Origin of the sequence: Klebsiella sp. 2680 (genome assembly GCF_900198535.1) — a bacterium.
Taxonomy (GTDB): Bacteria; Pseudomonadota; Gammaproteobacteria; order Enterobacterales; family Enterobacteriaceae; genus Klebsiella; species Klebsiella indica.
Map to the genome: position 1 here is coordinate 872,475 of NZ_FZNJ01000001.1, position 16,957 is coordinate 889,431.

The 16,957-nt window shown below is 56.3% G+C and carries 13 protein-coding genes; 6 read left to right on the forward strand and 7 right to left on the reverse strand.

Annotated features, from left to right (window positions below):
- The first annotated feature begins 389 nt into the window (after positions 1–389).
- Positions 390–1,016 carry a glutathione S-transferase family protein gene (locus FN037_RS04225; RefSeq protein WP_138360535.1) on the forward strand — a complete coding sequence of 209 codons (627 nt, stop codon included), beginning with the start codon at positions 390–392 and terminating at the stop codon, positions 1,014–1,016.
- 1 nt (position 1,017) lies between these two features.
- On the opposite strand, the gene FN037_RS04230 is transcribed toward FN037_RS04225, so the two are convergent.
- Together FN037_RS04230 and bssR are read right to left on the reverse strand one after the other, a co-directional pair.
- Positions 1,018–2,130, reverse strand: coding sequence for a PQQ-dependent sugar dehydrogenase (locus FN037_RS04230; RefSeq protein ID WP_142501597.1), 1,113 nt, complete (start codon positions 2,128–2,130; stop codon positions 1,018–1,020).
- A 104-nt stretch (positions 2,131–2,234) separates the two neighbouring features.
- Positions 2,235–2,618: a biofilm formation regulator BssR gene (gene bssR, locus FN037_RS04235; RefSeq protein WP_142501875.1), complete on the reverse strand. Its 384-nt coding sequence runs from the start codon at positions 2,616–2,618 to the stop codon at positions 2,235–2,237.
- Positions 2,619–2,979: 361 nt separating this feature from the next.
- Here bssR and rimO point away from each other — a divergent pair, with 361 nt between their 5' ends.
- Positions 2,980–4,305: a 30S ribosomal protein S12 methylthiotransferase RimO gene (gene rimO, locus FN037_RS04240; protein WP_138360537.1), complete on the forward strand. Its 1,326-nt coding sequence runs from the start codon at positions 2,980–2,982 to the stop codon at positions 4,303–4,305.
- Positions 4,306–4,485: 180 nt separating this feature from the next.
- Here the strand turns inward: rimO and gsiD are convergent, their stop codons facing one another.
- The 5 genes from gsiD to iaaA all read right to left on the reverse strand — a co-directional run bounded on the left by gsiD (position 4,486) and on the right by iaaA (position 10,939).
- The gene (gsiD, locus tag FN037_RS04245; protein WP_138360538.1) at positions 4,486–5,397 is read right to left on the reverse strand and encodes a glutathione ABC transporter permease GsiD; all 912 of its coding nucleotides are present in this window, start codon (positions 5,395–5,397) and stop codon (positions 4,486–4,488) included.
- A gap of 1 nt (position 5,398) precedes the next feature.
- Positions 5,399–6,319, reverse strand: a complete 921-nt coding sequence (gene gsiC / locus FN037_RS04250) for a glutathione ABC transporter permease GsiC (RefSeq protein ID WP_142501598.1) — start codon at positions 6,317–6,319, stop codon at positions 5,399–5,401.
- A gap of 239 nt (positions 6,320–6,558) precedes the next feature.
- Positions 6,559–8,097: a glutathione ABC transporter substrate-binding protein GsiB gene (gene gsiB / locus FN037_RS04255; RefSeq protein ID WP_142501599.1), complete on the reverse strand. Its 1,539-nt coding sequence runs from the start codon at positions 8,095–8,097 to the stop codon at positions 6,559–6,561.
- 37 nt (positions 8,098–8,134) lie between these two features.
- Positions 8,135–9,985: a glutathione ABC transporter ATP-binding protein GsiA gene (gene gsiA / locus FN037_RS04260; protein WP_142501600.1), complete on the reverse strand. Its 1,851-nt coding sequence runs from the start codon at positions 9,983–9,985 to the stop codon at positions 8,135–8,137.
- A gap of 12 nt (positions 9,986–9,997) precedes the next feature.
- Positions 9,998–10,939: a beta-aspartyl-peptidase gene (iaaA, locus tag FN037_RS04265; protein WP_142501601.1), complete on the reverse strand. Its 942-nt coding sequence runs from the start codon at positions 10,937–10,939 to the stop codon at positions 9,998–10,000.
- Between the two features lie 300 nt (positions 10,940–11,239).
- Here iaaA and moeA point away from each other — a divergent pair, with 300 nt between their 5' ends.
- From moeA to FN037_RS04285, 4 genes are all read left to right on the forward strand, one after another.
- Positions 11,240–12,475 carry a molybdopterin molybdotransferase MoeA gene (moeA, locus tag FN037_RS04270; RefSeq protein ID WP_142501602.1) on the forward strand — a complete coding sequence of 412 codons (1,236 nt, stop codon included), beginning with the start codon at positions 11,240–11,242 and terminating at the stop codon, positions 12,473–12,475.
- On the forward strand, positions 12,475–13,230 hold the full coding sequence (gene moeB / locus FN037_RS04275) for a molybdopterin-synthase adenylyltransferase MoeB (protein ID WP_142501603.1): 756 nt from the start codon (positions 12,475–12,477) through the stop codon (positions 13,228–13,230). The genes moeA and moeB overlap by 1 nt, the downstream gene beginning before the upstream one ends.
- A 152-nt stretch (positions 13,231–13,382) precedes the next feature.
- Positions 13,383–14,282 (forward strand): glycyl-radical enzyme activating protein, encoded by a 900-nt coding sequence (locus FN037_RS04280; RefSeq protein ID WP_142501604.1) that lies wholly within the window; start codon positions 13,383–13,385, stop codon positions 14,280–14,282.
- A gap of 4 nt (positions 14,283–14,286) precedes the next feature.
- Positions 14,287–16,719, forward strand: coding sequence for a formate C-acetyltransferase/glycerol dehydratase family glycyl radical enzyme (locus FN037_RS04285; RefSeq protein ID WP_142501605.1), 2,433 nt, complete (start codon positions 14,287–14,289; stop codon positions 16,717–16,719).
- Positions 16,720–16,957 lie beyond the last annotated feature (238 nt).

The window sequence follows — 16,957 nt, forward strand, 5'->3', positions numbered from 1 at the left end:
GCCGGAGTGGAGCGGACCGCGCAGCGGCAGGTTTTCAGCGCAATGCCGGGGGTGCAGGGGGACGGGCGAAACGTCCCCCTGCCCGTTCACACGCTGTGGATATAACGAATATCCGCGAATTTATCGTGAACGGAACAGACCACGGAATCTGAATGGGTGAAAACGAAAAATGCGTCATGCTCGCCAGAACCACCGATCGACAGAACCGCTCAGCCAGCCATAAACACAACTGACACCCCTTAACTGACCAGCATCAGGACGCAGGCAGGGCCTGTTCAGGCAGCGAACAAAGATGCAGCTTGAAGTATGATGGGTATATAGATTAACTTTATTGCAACATGAATGCTCACAACGCCGTAATGGCGACTTAATAAAAGGCATGTACCAATATGATTACGCTGTGGGGCAGAAATAACTCGACCAATGTGAAGAAAGTTCGCTGGGTACTGGATGAACTTGATCTCCCGTATCAGCAAATTCTGGCAGGCCTGGAGTTCGGCCTGAATCGTGATCCTGAATATCTGGCCATGAATCCTAATGGTCTGGTGCCGCTGCTGAAAGATGCGTCTACCGGCATTGTGCTCTGGGAATCGAATACCATTATTCGCTACCTGGCCGCGCAATATGGTCAGAATCGACTGTGGCTTGAGTCGCCAGCCGAGCGCGCGCAGGGCGAAAAATGGATGGACTGGGCCAATGGTTCGCTCTCTCCCGCCCATCGGCCGGTTTTAATGGGACTGGTAAGAACGCCGCCGGAAAAGCGCGATCCTGACGCAATCGACGCGGCTATCGCGCACTGCGAGACGCTGTTCGCTATTCTTGATGGCGAACTGGCGCAACATCAATGGCTTTCAGGCGACGCCTTCGGCCTGGGCGACATCGCCGTCGCACCGTTCGTTTATAACCTGCTGGAAACGGTGAAAACCTGGCAACCGCGCCCGCATCTGCAGCGCTGGTATCAGCAAATTAGCGCGCGTCAGTCCTGGCGCGATGTGATCGCGATCCCGGTGACCTGATTTAGCCCGTCGGGCTCACCTTCAGCAGTTCGCCGTTGGATTCGTCGGTTAAGACATACAGATAACCATCGGGTCCAACGCGCACATCGCGGATGCGTTTACCGCGATCGCGCAAAATTCTCGCCTGTTCAGTCACCTTATCGCCATCAACATTCAACACAATCAACGACTCATCCTTCAGCGCGCCGATAAACAGCTTATGTTGCCACTGCGGGAACCTCTGCGCATGATAAAAGGCCATACCGCTCACCGCCGGAGATTTTTCCCAGACAAACAGCGGCGCTTCGGTTCCCGCCACCACCTTGCCTTTCGCCTCCGGGATCGGCAAGCCGCTATAGTTAATGCCATGTGTCGCCAGCGGCCAGCCGTAGTTCTTGCCTTTTTGCGGAATATTAATCTCGTCGCCGCCGCGTGGCCCGTGCTCATTCAGCCATAGCGTATCGCTCCACGGATTCATCGCCATTCCTTGCGGATTGCGGATGCCATAAGCCCAGATCTCCGGCCTGACGCCGGACTGACCGACAAACGGGTTATCCGCCGGAACATTACCCTCCTCCGTCAGGCGCACCACTTTTCCCTGTAGCTTGTCCAGGTCCTGAGCGGTCGAACGCTGATTATTTTCCCCTAACCCGATAAATAAATGGCCATGACCGTCGAACACCAGCCGCCCGCCAAAATGATTTCCGGTTGACAGCTTCGGTTGCTGGCGAAAAACAACCCTGAAGTGTTCCAGGCTCAGGCGATCCTCGCTCAGTCGGCCATAGCCCACGGCGGTCCCGGCTTTCCCCTCGTTACCACCTTCGGCATAGCTTAGCCAGACCCGGCGTGACTGGGGAAAGTCAGGCGCCAGCGCCACATCCAGCAGACCGCCCTGACCGTGGGCCCACACCTGCGGGACGCCGGATAGCGGAGTTGAGAGGCCATTATCCTGCTGCCAGTGTCTGAGTTCTCCTCCACGGAGAGTAATCAGTATTCCCTGGTCATCGGGAAGAAAGGCCAGCGACCACGGGTGTTCAAGCTGGTTCTGCAGCACGTCAACCCGTTCACCGGCAGCAGCGGAAGCGGCGGGAAACAACAGCACGGAAAGAGCAATCAGGGTAACGGTCTGGCGCATGGCATACTCCTCGTGTCAGCGATGCTGATAAGAGTAGCCAGCGTGGGGAAACAGAAATAGATTTTTACATAACATTAATAAGGGGGAGCACGCTCCCCCCGGTTTCAGGCATGGGTAACTGGCGCTAACGCATTCAATTTATGAATATTTAACGTCAATACCGCCAGACAGCGTTCCAGCTTATCTACGTTGATAGCAATGTAAGCCGGGCAGTCATGATGCCCACTCATCAGGCATATGGCCGCAGAAGCAACGGCCTCACACGCAAGTCGCAAGGATTCCCTTTCCTCCGGCGTGACGGCGTACTGCAGGAGCGGTGCGTGTTCACGCATTTCATGACACAATTCAAACAAGTTATCACGCAGATGGTCGTTTTCGCTGACTGACATATAGCCTTTTGCTTTACGCAACTGCAGATAAGCATCAATGTCAATATTGGCGTTAATCAGCTTATTCATCAGGTTACGATATCGTCTGTCAACGGTCATCACAGGCCCTCCTCTGTCATCCTTTACCCTGTTTATAATATGGCTATTTTTTGTACAAAAGGATGCGTGAGATCAATAATCCTCAAGCCATTAACATCATTTACAATGTTGCAACGATGATAAAGCGTGTTTTTCCCGCTCGGTGTCGCGGTCAACGCAAAAAACGGGCCTCGCAAGGAGGTCTGCTATCCGTTGCAAACATTAAGTTGATATTCTTATTCGGGGGCCGATTAAGGAAAATCATCCGCATAAAAAGAAAAACTTATCGCGCGGCGCGAACAAGAAAACTAGTATAAACTTTCTGCCAATCCCGGTAGAATCCCTGCCCTCATCATCCCAATAACTGAACACTTTTTAAGCTATGAGCAATGTCACCCATCAGCCGAAAATCGGCTTTGTCTCTCTGGGCTGCCCGAAAAACCTCGTGGACTCAGAACGTATCCTGACAGAACTGCGCACCGAAGGGTATGACGTCGTTCCGACCTACGAAAACGCCGATATGGTTATCGTTAATACCTGCGGCTTTATCGATAGCGCCGTGCAGGAGTCTCTGGAAGCGATTGGCGAAGCGTTGAAAGAAAACGGCAAAGTGATTGTCACCGGCTGCCTGGGCGCGAAAGAAGATCAGATCCGCGAAGTGCATCCGAAGGTACTGGAAATCACGGGTCCGCACAGCTACGAGCAGGTGCTTGAGCATGTCCATCACTACACGCCGAAGCCGAAGCACAACCCGTTCCTGAGCCTGGTGCCGGAACAGGGGGTTAAGCTGACGCCGCGCCATTACGCCTACCTGAAAATCTCCGAAGGCTGCAACCATCGCTGCACCTTCTGTATTATTCCGTCAATGCGCGGCGACCTTGTCAGCCGTCCGATTGGTGAAGTGCTGGCTGAAGCCAAACGTCTGGCGGATGCCGGAGTAAAAGAGCTGCTGGTGATTTCTCAGGACACCTCTGCTTACGGCGTCGATGTGAAGCATCGCACCGGTTTCCACAACGGCATGCCGGTAAAAACCAGCATGGTGAGCCTGTGCGAAGCGCTGGCAGAACTGGGTATCTGGGTGCGCCTGCACTACGTCTATCCGTACCCGCACGTGGATGACGTCATCCCGTTAATGGCGGAAGGCAAGATTCTGCCATATCTGGACATCCCGTTACAGCACGCCAGCCCGCGAATTCTGAAGCTGATGAAGCGACCCGGCGCCGTTGACCGCCAGCTGGCGCGCATCAAACAGTGGCGTGAAATCTGCCCGCAGCTGACCCTGCGCTCCACCTTTATCGTCGGCTTCCCTGGCGAAACGGAAGAAGACTTCCAGATGCTACTCGACTTCCTGAAAGAAGCCCGTCTGGATCGCGTTGGCTGTTTCAAATACAGCCCGGTAGAAGGCGCGACCGCCAACGAACTGGCGGATCAGGTGCCGGAAGAGGTCAAAGAAGCGCGCTGGAACCGTTTTATGCAGCTTCAGCAGCAGATCTCCGCCGAGCGCCTGCAGGAAAAAATCGGCCGCGAGATTCTGGTCCTGATTGACGAAGTCGATGACGAAGGGGCGATTGGCCGCAGTATGGCTGATGCGCCGGAAATCGACGGCGCGGTGTATCTGAACGGGGAAAACAAACTCAGGCCCGGCGACATTGTGCGGGTAAAAGTGGAACACGCCGACGAATACGACCTGTGGGGCAGCCGGGTTTAATTCCGCTTTCTGAAATTATCCAGGGCGACAAAACGACGCCGCTCCCCAGGCCCGGTAAGCGCCAGTTAGCGCCGCCGGGCATATAAGCCACCGCATCCAGTGGTGGCTTATATCTTATCCGACCTGTGGTTCTGGCCGGGAATAACCCCGACGACAACCGCCCGCCTACTCAGCTTCCCGTTACCCTTTTATCTTCGGATCCAGCGCATCGCGCAGGCCGTCGCCAAGCAGATTAAACGCCAGCACGGTGAGAAAAATGGCAATCGCCGGGAACAGCGCTACGTGCGGCGCCATCACCATATCCGCCCGTGCCTCATTGAGCATCGCCCCCCACTCCGGGGTCGGCGGCTGCGCGCCGAGGCCAAGAAACGAAAGACTGGCGGCAGAGATAATCGATACCCCGATGCGCATAGTGAAATAGACCACAATCGACGATACCGTACCGGGCAGGATGTGATTAAACAGAATATTGGCATCGCTGGCGCCAATACTGCGCGCCGACTCGATAAACGTCTGCTGTTTAAGCACCAGGGTATTGCCGCGCACCAGGCGCGCGAATGCCGGGATCGAAAAGATCGCCACCGCAATGATCACGTTTGACATCCCGCTGCCCATCACCGCCACCACGGCAATGGCCAGCAAAATGCCGGGGAAAGCAAATAGCACATCGCAGATGCGCATAATGATACGATCCCACCAGCCTTCGTAATATCCAGCCAGCAGCCCGAGCACAGTGCCGATCGCTGCGCCAATCAGTACCGCCAGCACGCCAGCGGCCAGCGAGATCCGCGCCCCGACCAGTACCCGGCTAAAAATATCCCGCCCCAGCGAGTCAACGCCGAACCAGTGCGTCATCGACGGTCCATCATTGAGCCGATCGTAGTCAAAATAGTTTTCCGCATCGAACGGCGCAATCCACGGCGCAACGATCGCCACCGCAATCAGCAGCAGAACAAATATCCCCGCCCCCACCGCCACCGGTTGATGGCGGAAACGCCGCCAGAACTCATGCCACGGCGTACGTATCTGTCCAGGTTTCACCCCCGGCATCGCGTCGATAATCGCTTGTCTTCTCCAGTTGAGCAATCGCACCTTACTTATACCTGATAGCCGGATTAATGGCGGCATACAGTACATCCACCACTAAATTGATAAGAATAAATTCCAGAGAAAACAGCAGTACTTCCGCCTGGATCACCGGATAGTCGCGCATCTCCACTGAATCCACCAGCAAACGCCCCAGCCCAGGCCAGTTAAAGACCTTCTCCACCACGATTGAACCGCCGAGCAAAAAACCGAACTGCAGGCCCATCATGGTCACCACCGGGATCATCGCATTACGCAGGCCATGTTTAAGCACCACCAGCGTTTCGCGTACGCCTTTCGCCCTGGCGGTACGCATGTAGTCTTCATGCAGAACATCGACGAACGACGCACGGGTAAAGCGCGCCATCACCGCCGCCACCGCCGCGCCCAGCGTCAACGAAGGCAAAATATAATGCCGCCAGCTATCGGCCCCCACGGTCGGCAACCAGCCCAGTTCGACGGAAAAAACCTGCATCAGCAGCATACCGAGCGCAAACGCCGGAAATGAGATCCCGGTAACCGCCAGCGCCATGCCGAGACGATCCGGCCAGCGATTACGCCAGACCGCCGCCACAATTCCCGTCGCCATACCAAACAAAACCGCCCAGCTCATACTGGCGAGCGTCAGCCAGAGCGTGGGCATAAAACGGCTGGCGATTTCGCTGCTCACCGGACGGCGCGAAGCCATCGAGGTGCCAAAATCCCCTTGCAAAATATTGCTGATATAGTGCCAGAACTGAACATACAGCGGCTGGTCGAGCCCCAGTTGCTGGCGCACCATGCCCACCACCTGCGCATCCGCTTCCGGTCCGGCAATCAACCGCGCCGGGTCACCGGGCAGCATATGCACAAACAAAAACACCAGCACCGCCACAATCAGTAGCGTCGGGATCAGCCCCAGCAGGCGTTTAATTACATAATTGAACATGCTTCTCCTTGCGCAACCTACCCACAGCCTGTGTCAGGGAGCGATGGCTATCCCTGAACAGGTCATACTGCAGAATAGCGGTAAATGCGTAAATCCTGGTCACCAACGTAAGCAAGTGACCAGGACGGGCAACACACCGGCCTGAAACAGGTTTAGACATCCCAGAATGCGGCCCGTACTCATCAATCGACCGTCTATTTGTAGCCAATACATCTGCAATGTGAAATATCACGGGGAGACTACTGCAGATCCGCGTGATCGAAGCTAAATCCCGTATCCGGCTGGATATAGAACCCGGTCAAATTTTTACTGTGCGCCGAGACCAGTTTCTCCACCACCAGCGGCACCCACGGCGACGCTTTCCAGATGATGTCCTGCGCATCCTTATAAAGCCGCGCTTTTTCCTGCGTGTCAGTGGTTTTCAGCGCCTCCTTCAGATCTTTATCAACCTGAGGATTGCTGTAGAACGCGGTATTAAACAGAGTGGGCGGCCAGTTTTGCGAAGCAAACAGCGGCGACAGCGCCCAGTCGGCTTCGCCGGTCGACGCTGACCAGCCGGTATAGAACATCCGTACACCGCTCTCTTTCTGCCCTTTGTCTTCCACTTCCGCCGCGCGTTGCCCTGCGTCCATCGCCGTCAGTTGCGTTTTAATCCCCACCTGCGCCAGCTGCTGCTGGGTGAATTGCAGTACTTTCTGCGCGGTACTGTGGTTATGCGACGACCATAGCGTGGTGCTAAAACCATTCGGATAACCCGCTTCTTTCAGCAGCTCACGCGCTTTCGCCGGATTGTATGGCCAGGCGGGGAAGCTTACAGCATACGCAATCGATGGCGGCACCACGCCGGTCGCCGGGGTGGCATAGCCCGCAAAAGCCACTTTCACCAGCGCCTGACGATTGATCGCGTAATTAATCGCCTCGCGTACTTTCGGATTATCAAACGGCTTCTGCGTCACGTTCATGCTGATATAGCGCTGCATAATGGACGGGCTGGTCACCAGCTCCAGCTTACTGTTCTTCGCCAGCAGCGGGGCCTGCTCATAAGGGATCGGGAAAGCAAACTGCGCTTCGCCGGTCTGCAACATCGCCGCACGGGTGTTGTTATCCACCACCGGACGCCAGGTGATGGAATCCAGTTTTGGTAATCCCGGCTGCCAGTAGCCAGCAAACTTCTTCACTTTAACAAAATCGGTCTGATTCCAGGTGTCGAGCTGATACGGACCGGTGCCGACCGGATGAAAACCAATCTCTTTACCGTATTTCTTCAGTGCCGCCGGAGAAATCATCGCCGTCGCCGGATGGGCCAGGATATTAATAAACGCGGAGAAAGGCTGTTTGAGGGTGATTTTCACCGTTGTCGGGTCAACCGCTTCGGTGCTGGCGATATCTTTATACAGATTATAGCGCTTGAGGTGATTGTCCGGGTTGCTGGCGCGATCGAGATTGATCTTAACCGCTTCGGCATTAAAATCAGTACCGTCCTGGAACTTCACGCCCGAATGCAGCTTGATGGTATAAACCAGCCCGTCCGGGGAAACGGTATAGCTTTCCGCCAGCACGTTTTGCAGTTTCATGTCTTTATCAAGACCGAACAACCCTTGATAAAAGGACTTCGCCACCGCCTGCGATAACGTATCGTTGGCGTCGTACGGGTCGAGGGTCGTAAAGTTAGAACCGACCGCCACCACCACATCTTTTGCGGCAAACGCTGGCGTCGCGACCAGCGCCGAAGCGATGCTTATTGCCAACAGCCATTTACCTGAAACACGTTGAGTCATGTTGTTCTCCTGAAATGCTGCGTTATTGATGTCGTTGTTATCTTGCCAGTACGTCGGCGACAGGTTCTCTGGCCACAAAATGCCCTGGCCCGACCTGCTGTAACGGCGTACCGATCCCCGCTTCCCCTCGTTGGTAGATATTGCCCGGCAGTTCGTCGGAGAGCAGTATGCGCTGCGGATGACGATGCGCCGGATCGGCCACCGGAACGGCGGCCATCAATTTCCGGGTATAAGGGTGTTGCGGCTGTTCAAACACGGCGCGGCGCGGGCCAATCTCAACAATGCGCCCGCGATACATTACCGCCACCCGATGGCTGATTCGCTCAACCACCGCCATATCATGGGAAATAAACAGAAATGCGATGCCCATCTCACGCTGTAAATCGAGCATCAGGTTGATAATTTGCGCGCGAATCGACACATCCAGCGCCGATACCGATTCATCGGCGATAACCACCTTCGGATTGAGCGCCAGCGCGCGGGCAATACAGATGCGCTGCCGCTGGCCGCCAGAAAACTCGTGCGGATAGCGCCACGCGTGCTCCGGCTCCAGCCCGACGCGCTCCAGTAGCCAGGCCACGCGTTCACGGGCTGCATCACCTGCCAGCAGCCGATGCACGCGTAGCGGCTCCATAATCGAATAACCCACCGTTTTCCGCGGATCAAGCGAGGCGTAAGGATCCTGGAAAATAAACTGAATATCGCGGCGCAACGCCTGAAGCTGACTACCTGTCAGGCGATCGATTTGCTGGCCGTTGAAAGTAATACTCCCGCCCTGGGTTTCCACCAGCCGCAGCAGCGCCCGGCCGGTCGTGGATTTACCGCAGCCGGACTCCCCCACCAGGCTTAAGGTTTCGCCAGGCCATAAATCAAAGCTGACTTTTTCAACCGCATGCACCTCACGGGTAATACGATTGAGAATACCGCTGCGCAGCGGGAAGCGCGCCACCAGATCGCGGACTGAAAGAATCGGTTCACCGGCAACGACGGTATTCTGCCCCTCTTCCTCCACACTTTGGTTTGATAACGGAAAACGACGCGGCAGATCGCTGCCATGCATCGCGCCCAGTCGCGGCACAGCCGCCAGCAGCGCCTGAGTATAAGGGTGCTTCGGCGCGCGAAAAATGGCTTCAACGCTACCGGTTTCCACCGCTTCACCACGATGCATCACCAGTACGCGATCGGCGATATCGGCCACCACGCCCATATCATGAGTTATAAAGATAACGCCCATCGCCATCTCTTTTTGCAGGACGGCGATCAGCTGTAAAATCTGCGCCTGGATGGTCACGTCCAGCGCGGTGGTAGGTTCGTCGGCAATCAGCACCGCCGGACGGCACGATAACGCCATGGCGATCATCACCCGCTGACGCATCCCACCGGAGAGCTGATGCGGATAGCGCGAAAGCATCGTTTCCGCTTCTGGTATCCGCACCTGATCGAGCATCTTTTTCGCTTCGCGAAGCGCCTCATCATGCTTTAAGCCTTGATGCAGGCGGATCGACTCGGCAATCTGTTCGCCGATAGTGAACACCGGATTCAGCGACGTCATCGGCTCCTGAAAGATCATTGCCATATCCGCGCCGCGCACTCTGCGCATGGCCGCATCAGACTGTTCGCTGAGCGAAATCACCTGTCGGTTACGACGACGCAGCAACAGCGCATCACTGCGTACTTCGCTGGTCGTCCGATCGAGCAGGCGCATTAATGCCAGCGCGGTGACCGATTTCCCCGAACCAGACTCCCCGACAATCGCCAGCGTCTCGCCTCGCCGCAGAGTGAATGAGAGGTTGCGAACGGCGACAAAAGTCTGCTGCTGGTTAAACGCGACGTTCAGACCGCGCACCTGCAGAACATCATTAGCTTCGATTTCTTGACTCTGCAGCAACGCCCTTTCCTCTTATTCGCGATAAATACCAATCGTGGGCGTATCACCCGCATAACACCAGGCCCGGTACATGCCTTCGCTATTAAACGGCAGCGCAACGTTGCCTTCTCTGTCGATGGCAATCAGGCCGCCGCTACCGCCCAGCGCGGGTAGCTTCTCCATCACTACCCGCTCACACGCCTCCTGCAGACTAAGATGGCTGTACCCCATCAGCGCCGAAATATCGTAAGCCGCCAGCGCGCGTATAAAAACCTCGCCGGTGCCGGTACAGGAAACGGCAACGCTGGCGTTATTGGCGTAACAGCCCGCTCCCGGCAGCGGGCTATCGCCGACGCGCCCCGGTAGCTTATTGGTCATCCCGCCGGTTGAGGTCGCCGCCGCAAGGTTACCCGCCAGATCCAACGCCACCGCGCCGACGGTGCCCATTTTGTGCCGCTCATCCAGCGGAGCGGCGTGATGATCGAGCACGATATCGCCGCCCTCCTGCGCCCGCCGTAGCTGTAACAGGCGATCGGGCGTCGAAAACAGATCGTTTTCCACTCGCGTCATACCGTGGGAAGCGACAAAGTTTTCCGCGCCTTCGCCAATCAGCAACACGTGCGGGCTTTGTTCCAGCACCAGACGCGCCGCCAGCACCGGATTACGTAAATGTTTCACTCCCGCGACGGCTCCCGCCTGTAAACTGTAGCCATCCATCACGCAGGCATCGAGCTCATGAGTGGCATCGCGGGTAAACACTGAACCAATACCGGCGTTAAATAATGGGCACTCCTCCAGTAGTCGAACCGCCTCGGTCACCGTATCCAGCGCACTGGCCCCGGCAGCCAGCATTTTTTGTCCGCTATCGACAATCGCCGACAGCGCCGCCACATACTCCTGTTCGCGTTCCGGCGTCATCTGGGCGCGGGTAATCGCCCCCGCGCCGCCGTGAATTGCTATAACCGCCTTACCCATTGCGCCATTCCTTAACCATAAAGTGTATACACACAATCATTCGAGATGCATCAAAGCGACAAAGGAAGAAATCCCCAGAAGCATAGATAACTATGTAACAGGGAGTTCTGAGCTCAGCCGACAAAGAAGCAGCTTAAAAGATAACGTGTATAAATATCATTATCTTGCTGACAGTCCTATACAATTTTTGAATATAGAAAGAGCAGACATTGATGTAAAGCTTGTACTCAGATGGCATATAGCCCGCCTCTCTTTTCTGCCATAATAGGCGTTTTCGATGTTTGCCCGCAGGAGAAAACCATGGATTTTACCGCCGGACTGATGCCGCTCGACACAGCCCTGACCCAGATGCTCAATCGTATTACGCCGCTGGATGCGACGGAAAACGTACCGCTGTTGCAGGCCTTTTCGCGCGTGACCGCCCATGACATTATTTCACCACTTAACGTTCCCGGTTTTGATAACTCGGCGATGGATGGTTATGCCGTACGCCTGGTGGAACTCACCGACGGCGCGGTGCTGCCGGTGGCGGGCAAAGCCTTCGCGGGTCAGCCTTTTCACGGCGTCTGGCCCGCAAATACCTGTATCCGTATTATGACCGGCGCGTCCGTGCCGGAGGGCTGTGATGCGGTGGTCATGCAGGAGCAGACCGAACAAACCGATACCGGCATTCGCTTTATCGCCCCGGTGAAAAACGGGCAGAACATTCGCCGTCTTGGGGAAGATATTGCCTGCGGTGCGGTCGTTTTCCCTGCCGGAACCCGTCTGACCGTCGCCGAACTGCCGGTATTAGCCTCGCTGGGGATCGCTGAGGTTACCGTGATACGTAAAGTGCGCGTCGCGGTTTTCTCCACCGGCGATGAGCTACAGCTACCGGGGCAGCCGCTCGCCGACGGGCAGATTTACGATACCAACCGTCTGGCAGTGCATCTGATGCTGCAGGCGCTGGGCTGCGAGGTCATTAACCTCGGCATTATTCCCGACGATCCGGCCAAACTGCGCGAAGCCTTTATTCAGGCAGACCAACAGGCAGATGTGGTCATTAGCTCCGGCGGCGTTTCTGTCGGCGAGGCGGACTACACGAAAACGATCCTTGAAGAACTGGGTGAAATCGCCTTCTGGAAGCTGGCGATTAAACCGGGCAAACCTTTCGCTTTCGGCAAACTCAGCCACAGCTGGTTCTGCGGTCTGCCGGGCAACCCGGTTTCCGCCACGCTGACCTTCTATCAACTGGTACAGCCGCTGCTGGCGAAGCTATCCGGCAACATCGGGCAGTCACAAGCGATGCGTCTGCGCGTGCGCGCCGCTTCACCTCTGAAAAAATCGCCGGGGCGCCTCGATTTTCAGCGCGGCGTGCTGCAACGCAACCCGGACGGGGAACTGGTGGTGAACAGCACCGGCCACCAGGGCTCGCATATTTTCAGTTCATTTAGTCTCGGCAACTGTTTTATCGTGCTGGAGCGCGAACGCGGCAACGTTGAAGCGGGTGAATGGGTAGAAGTTGAGCCGTTTAATCATCTGTTCGGAGGAGTGTAATGGGCACAGAGCTGAGCGATGCGGAAATGCTGCGCTATAACCGACAAATCATTCTGCGCGATTTCGATTTTGACGGTCAGGAGCAGTTGAAAGCCTCCAGCATACTGGTTGTTGGCCTGGGCGGGCTCGGCTGCGCTGCCGCGCAATATCTGGCGGCGGCTGGCGTCGGTCAGCTCACCCTGCTCGATTTCGACACCGTGTCGCTCTCCAACCTTCAGCGCCAGATCCTGCACAGCGATGCCGCCATCGGTCAGCCGAAGGTTAACTCAGCCCGCGCGGCGCTGGCGCGAATTAATCCCAACGTTAAGCTCACGACGCTAAACGCATTGCTGGAAGAAGAGGCGCTATCGGCGCAAATCGCCGCCCACGATCTGGTGCTCGACTGTACCGATAATGTTTCTATCCGCAACCAGCTTAACGCCGGATGTTTCCGCCATAAAACGCCGCTGGTTTCCGGGGCTGCGATTCGTATGGAAGGGCAAATCAGCGTCTTTACCTGGGGAGAAAACGAACCCTGCTACCGCTGTCTGAGCCGCCTGTTTGGCGAAAACACCCTTACCTGCGTCGAAGCAGGAGTAATGGCGCCGCTGGTCGGCACCATTGGTTCGTTACAGGCGATGGAAGCCATTAAGATACTGACCCACTACGGCAGCCCCGCTGTCGGCAAAATCGTGATGTATGACGCGATGCGCTGCCAGTTTCGCGAAATGAAGCTGCTGCGGAATCCGCAATGTGAGGTGTGCGGTACGCCTTAGCCCCTCTCCGGCGGTACTTTCCGCCGGATTATTTGTGACCGCCCGCGACTTTTCCCTCCTGCTTTTATCCCTCACCCGGCTTGTTGACTTATATCAATGTAACTTTCATTCGAAAGTCATTTAATCTTCAAATGCAAAATAAAGGGTGAAATATGATCTTCAATATTCAGCGTTACTCAACCCATGATGGCCCGGGGATCCGCACCGTCGTGTTCCTCAAAGGTTGCTCGCTGGGCTGCCGCTGGTGCCAGAACCCTGAAAGCCGCGCCCGCGCGGCGGATTTGTTGTATGACGCTCGTCTTTGCCTTGACGGCTGCGATCTCTGCCAACAGGCCGCGCCGGATGTGATGACCCGCACGCTGGATGGCCTGATTATCCACCGGGAAAAGCTCACCGCTGCGCATATCGGCAAGCTGCGCGACTGCTGCCCGACGACGGCATTAACGGTCTGCGGCGAAGAGAAAAGCGTCGAAGAGATTATGACCACGGTATTGCGGGATAAACCCTTTTACGATCGCAGCGGCGGCGGCGTCACCCTTTCCGGCGGCGAGCCATTTATGAACCCGGAACTGGCCCGCCAGTTGTTTGCCGCCAGCCGCAGCGCGGGGATCCACACCGCGGTCGAAACCTGCCTGCACGTACCGTGGAAATACGTTGAACCTTCCCTGCCTTTTATCGACCTGTTTCTCGCCGACCTGAAGCATGTCAATGAAGCCATTTTCCGTCAGTGGACCGACGGCAGCGCCCACCGGGTGCTGGAAAACCTGCAACGGGTCGCGCAGGCGGGAAAGAAGCTCATCATTCGCGTACCGCTGATTCAGGGTTTTAACGCTAACGAAGCCGATATTACCGCCATTACCGATTTTGCCGCTGACCGTTTAAAGGTCGGGGAAATTCACTTCCTGCCCTATCACACGCTGGGAATGAACAAATATCAATTACTTGGTCAGCCCTATACCGCCCCGGATAAACCCCTTGCCGCCCCTGAACTGCTCACTTTCGCGCAGCATTACGCGCAAAGCAAAGGTTTAACGGCGACTTTACGAGGATAAGCTTATGACAACATTGAAACTGGATACCCTGAGTCCACGCATTCAGGCGCATAAAATGGCGCTGGTGCATATCGTCAAGCCGCCGGTTTGCACCGAGCGCGCCCGCCACTATACCGAAACCTATCAGCAGCATCTGGATAAACCGATTCCGGTGCGCCGCGCGCTGGCGCTGGCTCATCATCTGGCGGAGCGCACAATCTGGATCAAGCATGATGAACTGATTGTCGGCAACCAGGCCAGCGAGGTCCGCGCCGCGCCGATCTTCCCGGAATACACTGTTAGCTGGATAGAAAAAGAAATTGACGATCTGGCGGATCGTCCCGGCGCGGGCTTTGCGGTCAGCGAAGAGAACAAACGCGTGCTGCATGAAGTGTGCCCGTGGTGGCGCGGCCAAACCGTGCAGGATCGCTGCTACGGCATGTTTACCGATGAGCAAAAAGCGCTGCTCGCCACCGGGATCATCAAAGCGGAAGGCAATATGACCTCCGGCGATGCTCACCTTGCGGTCAACTACCCGCTACTGCTGGAAAAAGGCCTCGACGGTATGCGCGTTAAAGTTGCCGAGCGCCGTTCGCGCATTAATCTTACCGTGCTGGAAGATCTGCACGGCGAGCAGTTCCTGAAAGCCATTGATATCGTGCTGGAAGCGGTAAGCGCACACATCCAGCGTTTTGCCGAACTGGCGCGCAGTATGGCCGCCGAGGAGCCCAGAGAATCCCGTCGCGACGAACTGCTGGCGATTGCCGAGAACTGCGACATCATCGCCCATGAGCCGCCGAAAACCTTCTGGCAGGCGCTACAGCTGTGCTATTTCATTCAGCTAATTCTGCAAATCGAATCCAACGGCCACTCGGTCTCTTTTGGTCGTATGGATCAGTACCTCTATCCGTACTATCGTCGCGACGTCGAACTCGAACAGTCTCTGGATCGTGAGCACGCCATTGAACTGCTGCACTGCTGCTGGCTGAAGCTGCTGGAAGTGAACAAAATTCGCTCCGGCTCGCATTCCAAAGCCTCCGCCGGGAGTCCGCTGTATCAGAACGTCACCATCGGCGGCCAGAATCTGGTTGACGGCAACGCGCAGGACGCGGTGAACCCGCTCTCTTACGCAATCCTGGAATCCTGCGGTCGTCTGCGCTCGACTCAGCCAAACCTGAGCGTGCGTTACCATGCCGGCATGAGCAATGACTTCCTCGATGCCTGCGTACAGGTGATTCGCTGCGGTTTCGGTATGCCGGCGTTCAATAACGACGAAATCGTTATTCCGGAATTTATCAGGCTGGGGATTGCGCCGCAGGATGCTTACGATTATGCCGCAATTGGCTGCATCGAAACCGCCGTCGGCGGCAAATGGGGCTATCGCTGCACCGGGATGAGCTTTATCAACTTTGCCCGGGTGATGCTGGCGGCGCTGGAAGGCGGTCGCGATGCCACCAGCGGTCAGATCTTCCTGGCGCAGGAACATGCGCTATCAAAAGGCAATTTCGCCAATTTCGATCAGGTGCTGACGGACTGGGATACGCAGATCCGCTACTACACACGCAAATCCATCGAGATTGAATATGTGGTCGATACCATGCTGGAAGAGAACGTCCACGATATTCTCTGTTCGGCGCTGGTCGATGACTGCATCGAGCGGGCGAAGAGCATCAAACAGGGCGGCGCAAAATATGACTGGGTTTCCGGTCTGCAGGTGGGTATCGCCAATCTCGGCAACAGCCTGGCGGCGGTGAAAAAACTGGTATTCGATCAGGGCGTGATTGGTCAGCAACAGCTGGCGAAAGCGCTGGCTGACGACTTTGCGGGCCTGACCCACGAGCAGTTGCGCCAGCGTTTGATCAACGGTGCGCCGAAATATGGCAACGACGAAGACAGCGTCGATATTCTGCTGACCCGCGCTTACCAGACCTATATCGACGAACTGAAGCAGTATCACAACCCGCGCTATGGCCGTGGCCCGATTGGCGGTAATTACTATGCTGGCACCTCGTCCATTTCCGCGAATGTTCCATTTGGCGCGCAGACCATGGCGACGCCGGATGGCCGTAAAGCGCATTCGCCGCTGGCGGAAGGAGCAAGCCCGGCTTCCGGCACCGACCATCTGGGGCCGACCGCTGTTATCAGCTCAGTGGGTAAACTGCCGACCGGTGCCATTCTTGGCGGCGTGCTGCTCAATCAGAAGCTGAATCCGGCGACCCTGGAGAACGAATCCGATAAACAAAAACTGATGATGCTGCTACGCACCTTCTTCGAAGTGCACAAAGGCTGGCATATTCAGTACAACATCGTGTCGCGCGAAACGCTGCTGGCGGCGAAGAAACACCCGGATCAGTATCGCGATTTAGTGGTCCGGGTCGCCGGGTACTCGGCGTTCTTTACCGCCCTGTCGCCGGATGCCCAGGACGATATTATCGCCCGTACCGAGCATACGCTGTAAGGTGGACAATAAATTCGTCACAAGGAATTGACCAGCCCAAGGCCGTAGAGGCTGCTGACAAATCCGTATCAGTCAGTGGCCCCGTTTACGCCGGGTGGCGGCTAACGCCTTACCCGGCCTACATTTCCTGCAATATCCATCTCCTGTACCTCACTTTTAGACCTGTGCAAGAAAATGGCGTGCCGCCGGGCAGTTCCTGAACAACGCTCGTTGTCAGTAATCTGGTGCGGGACGTGGA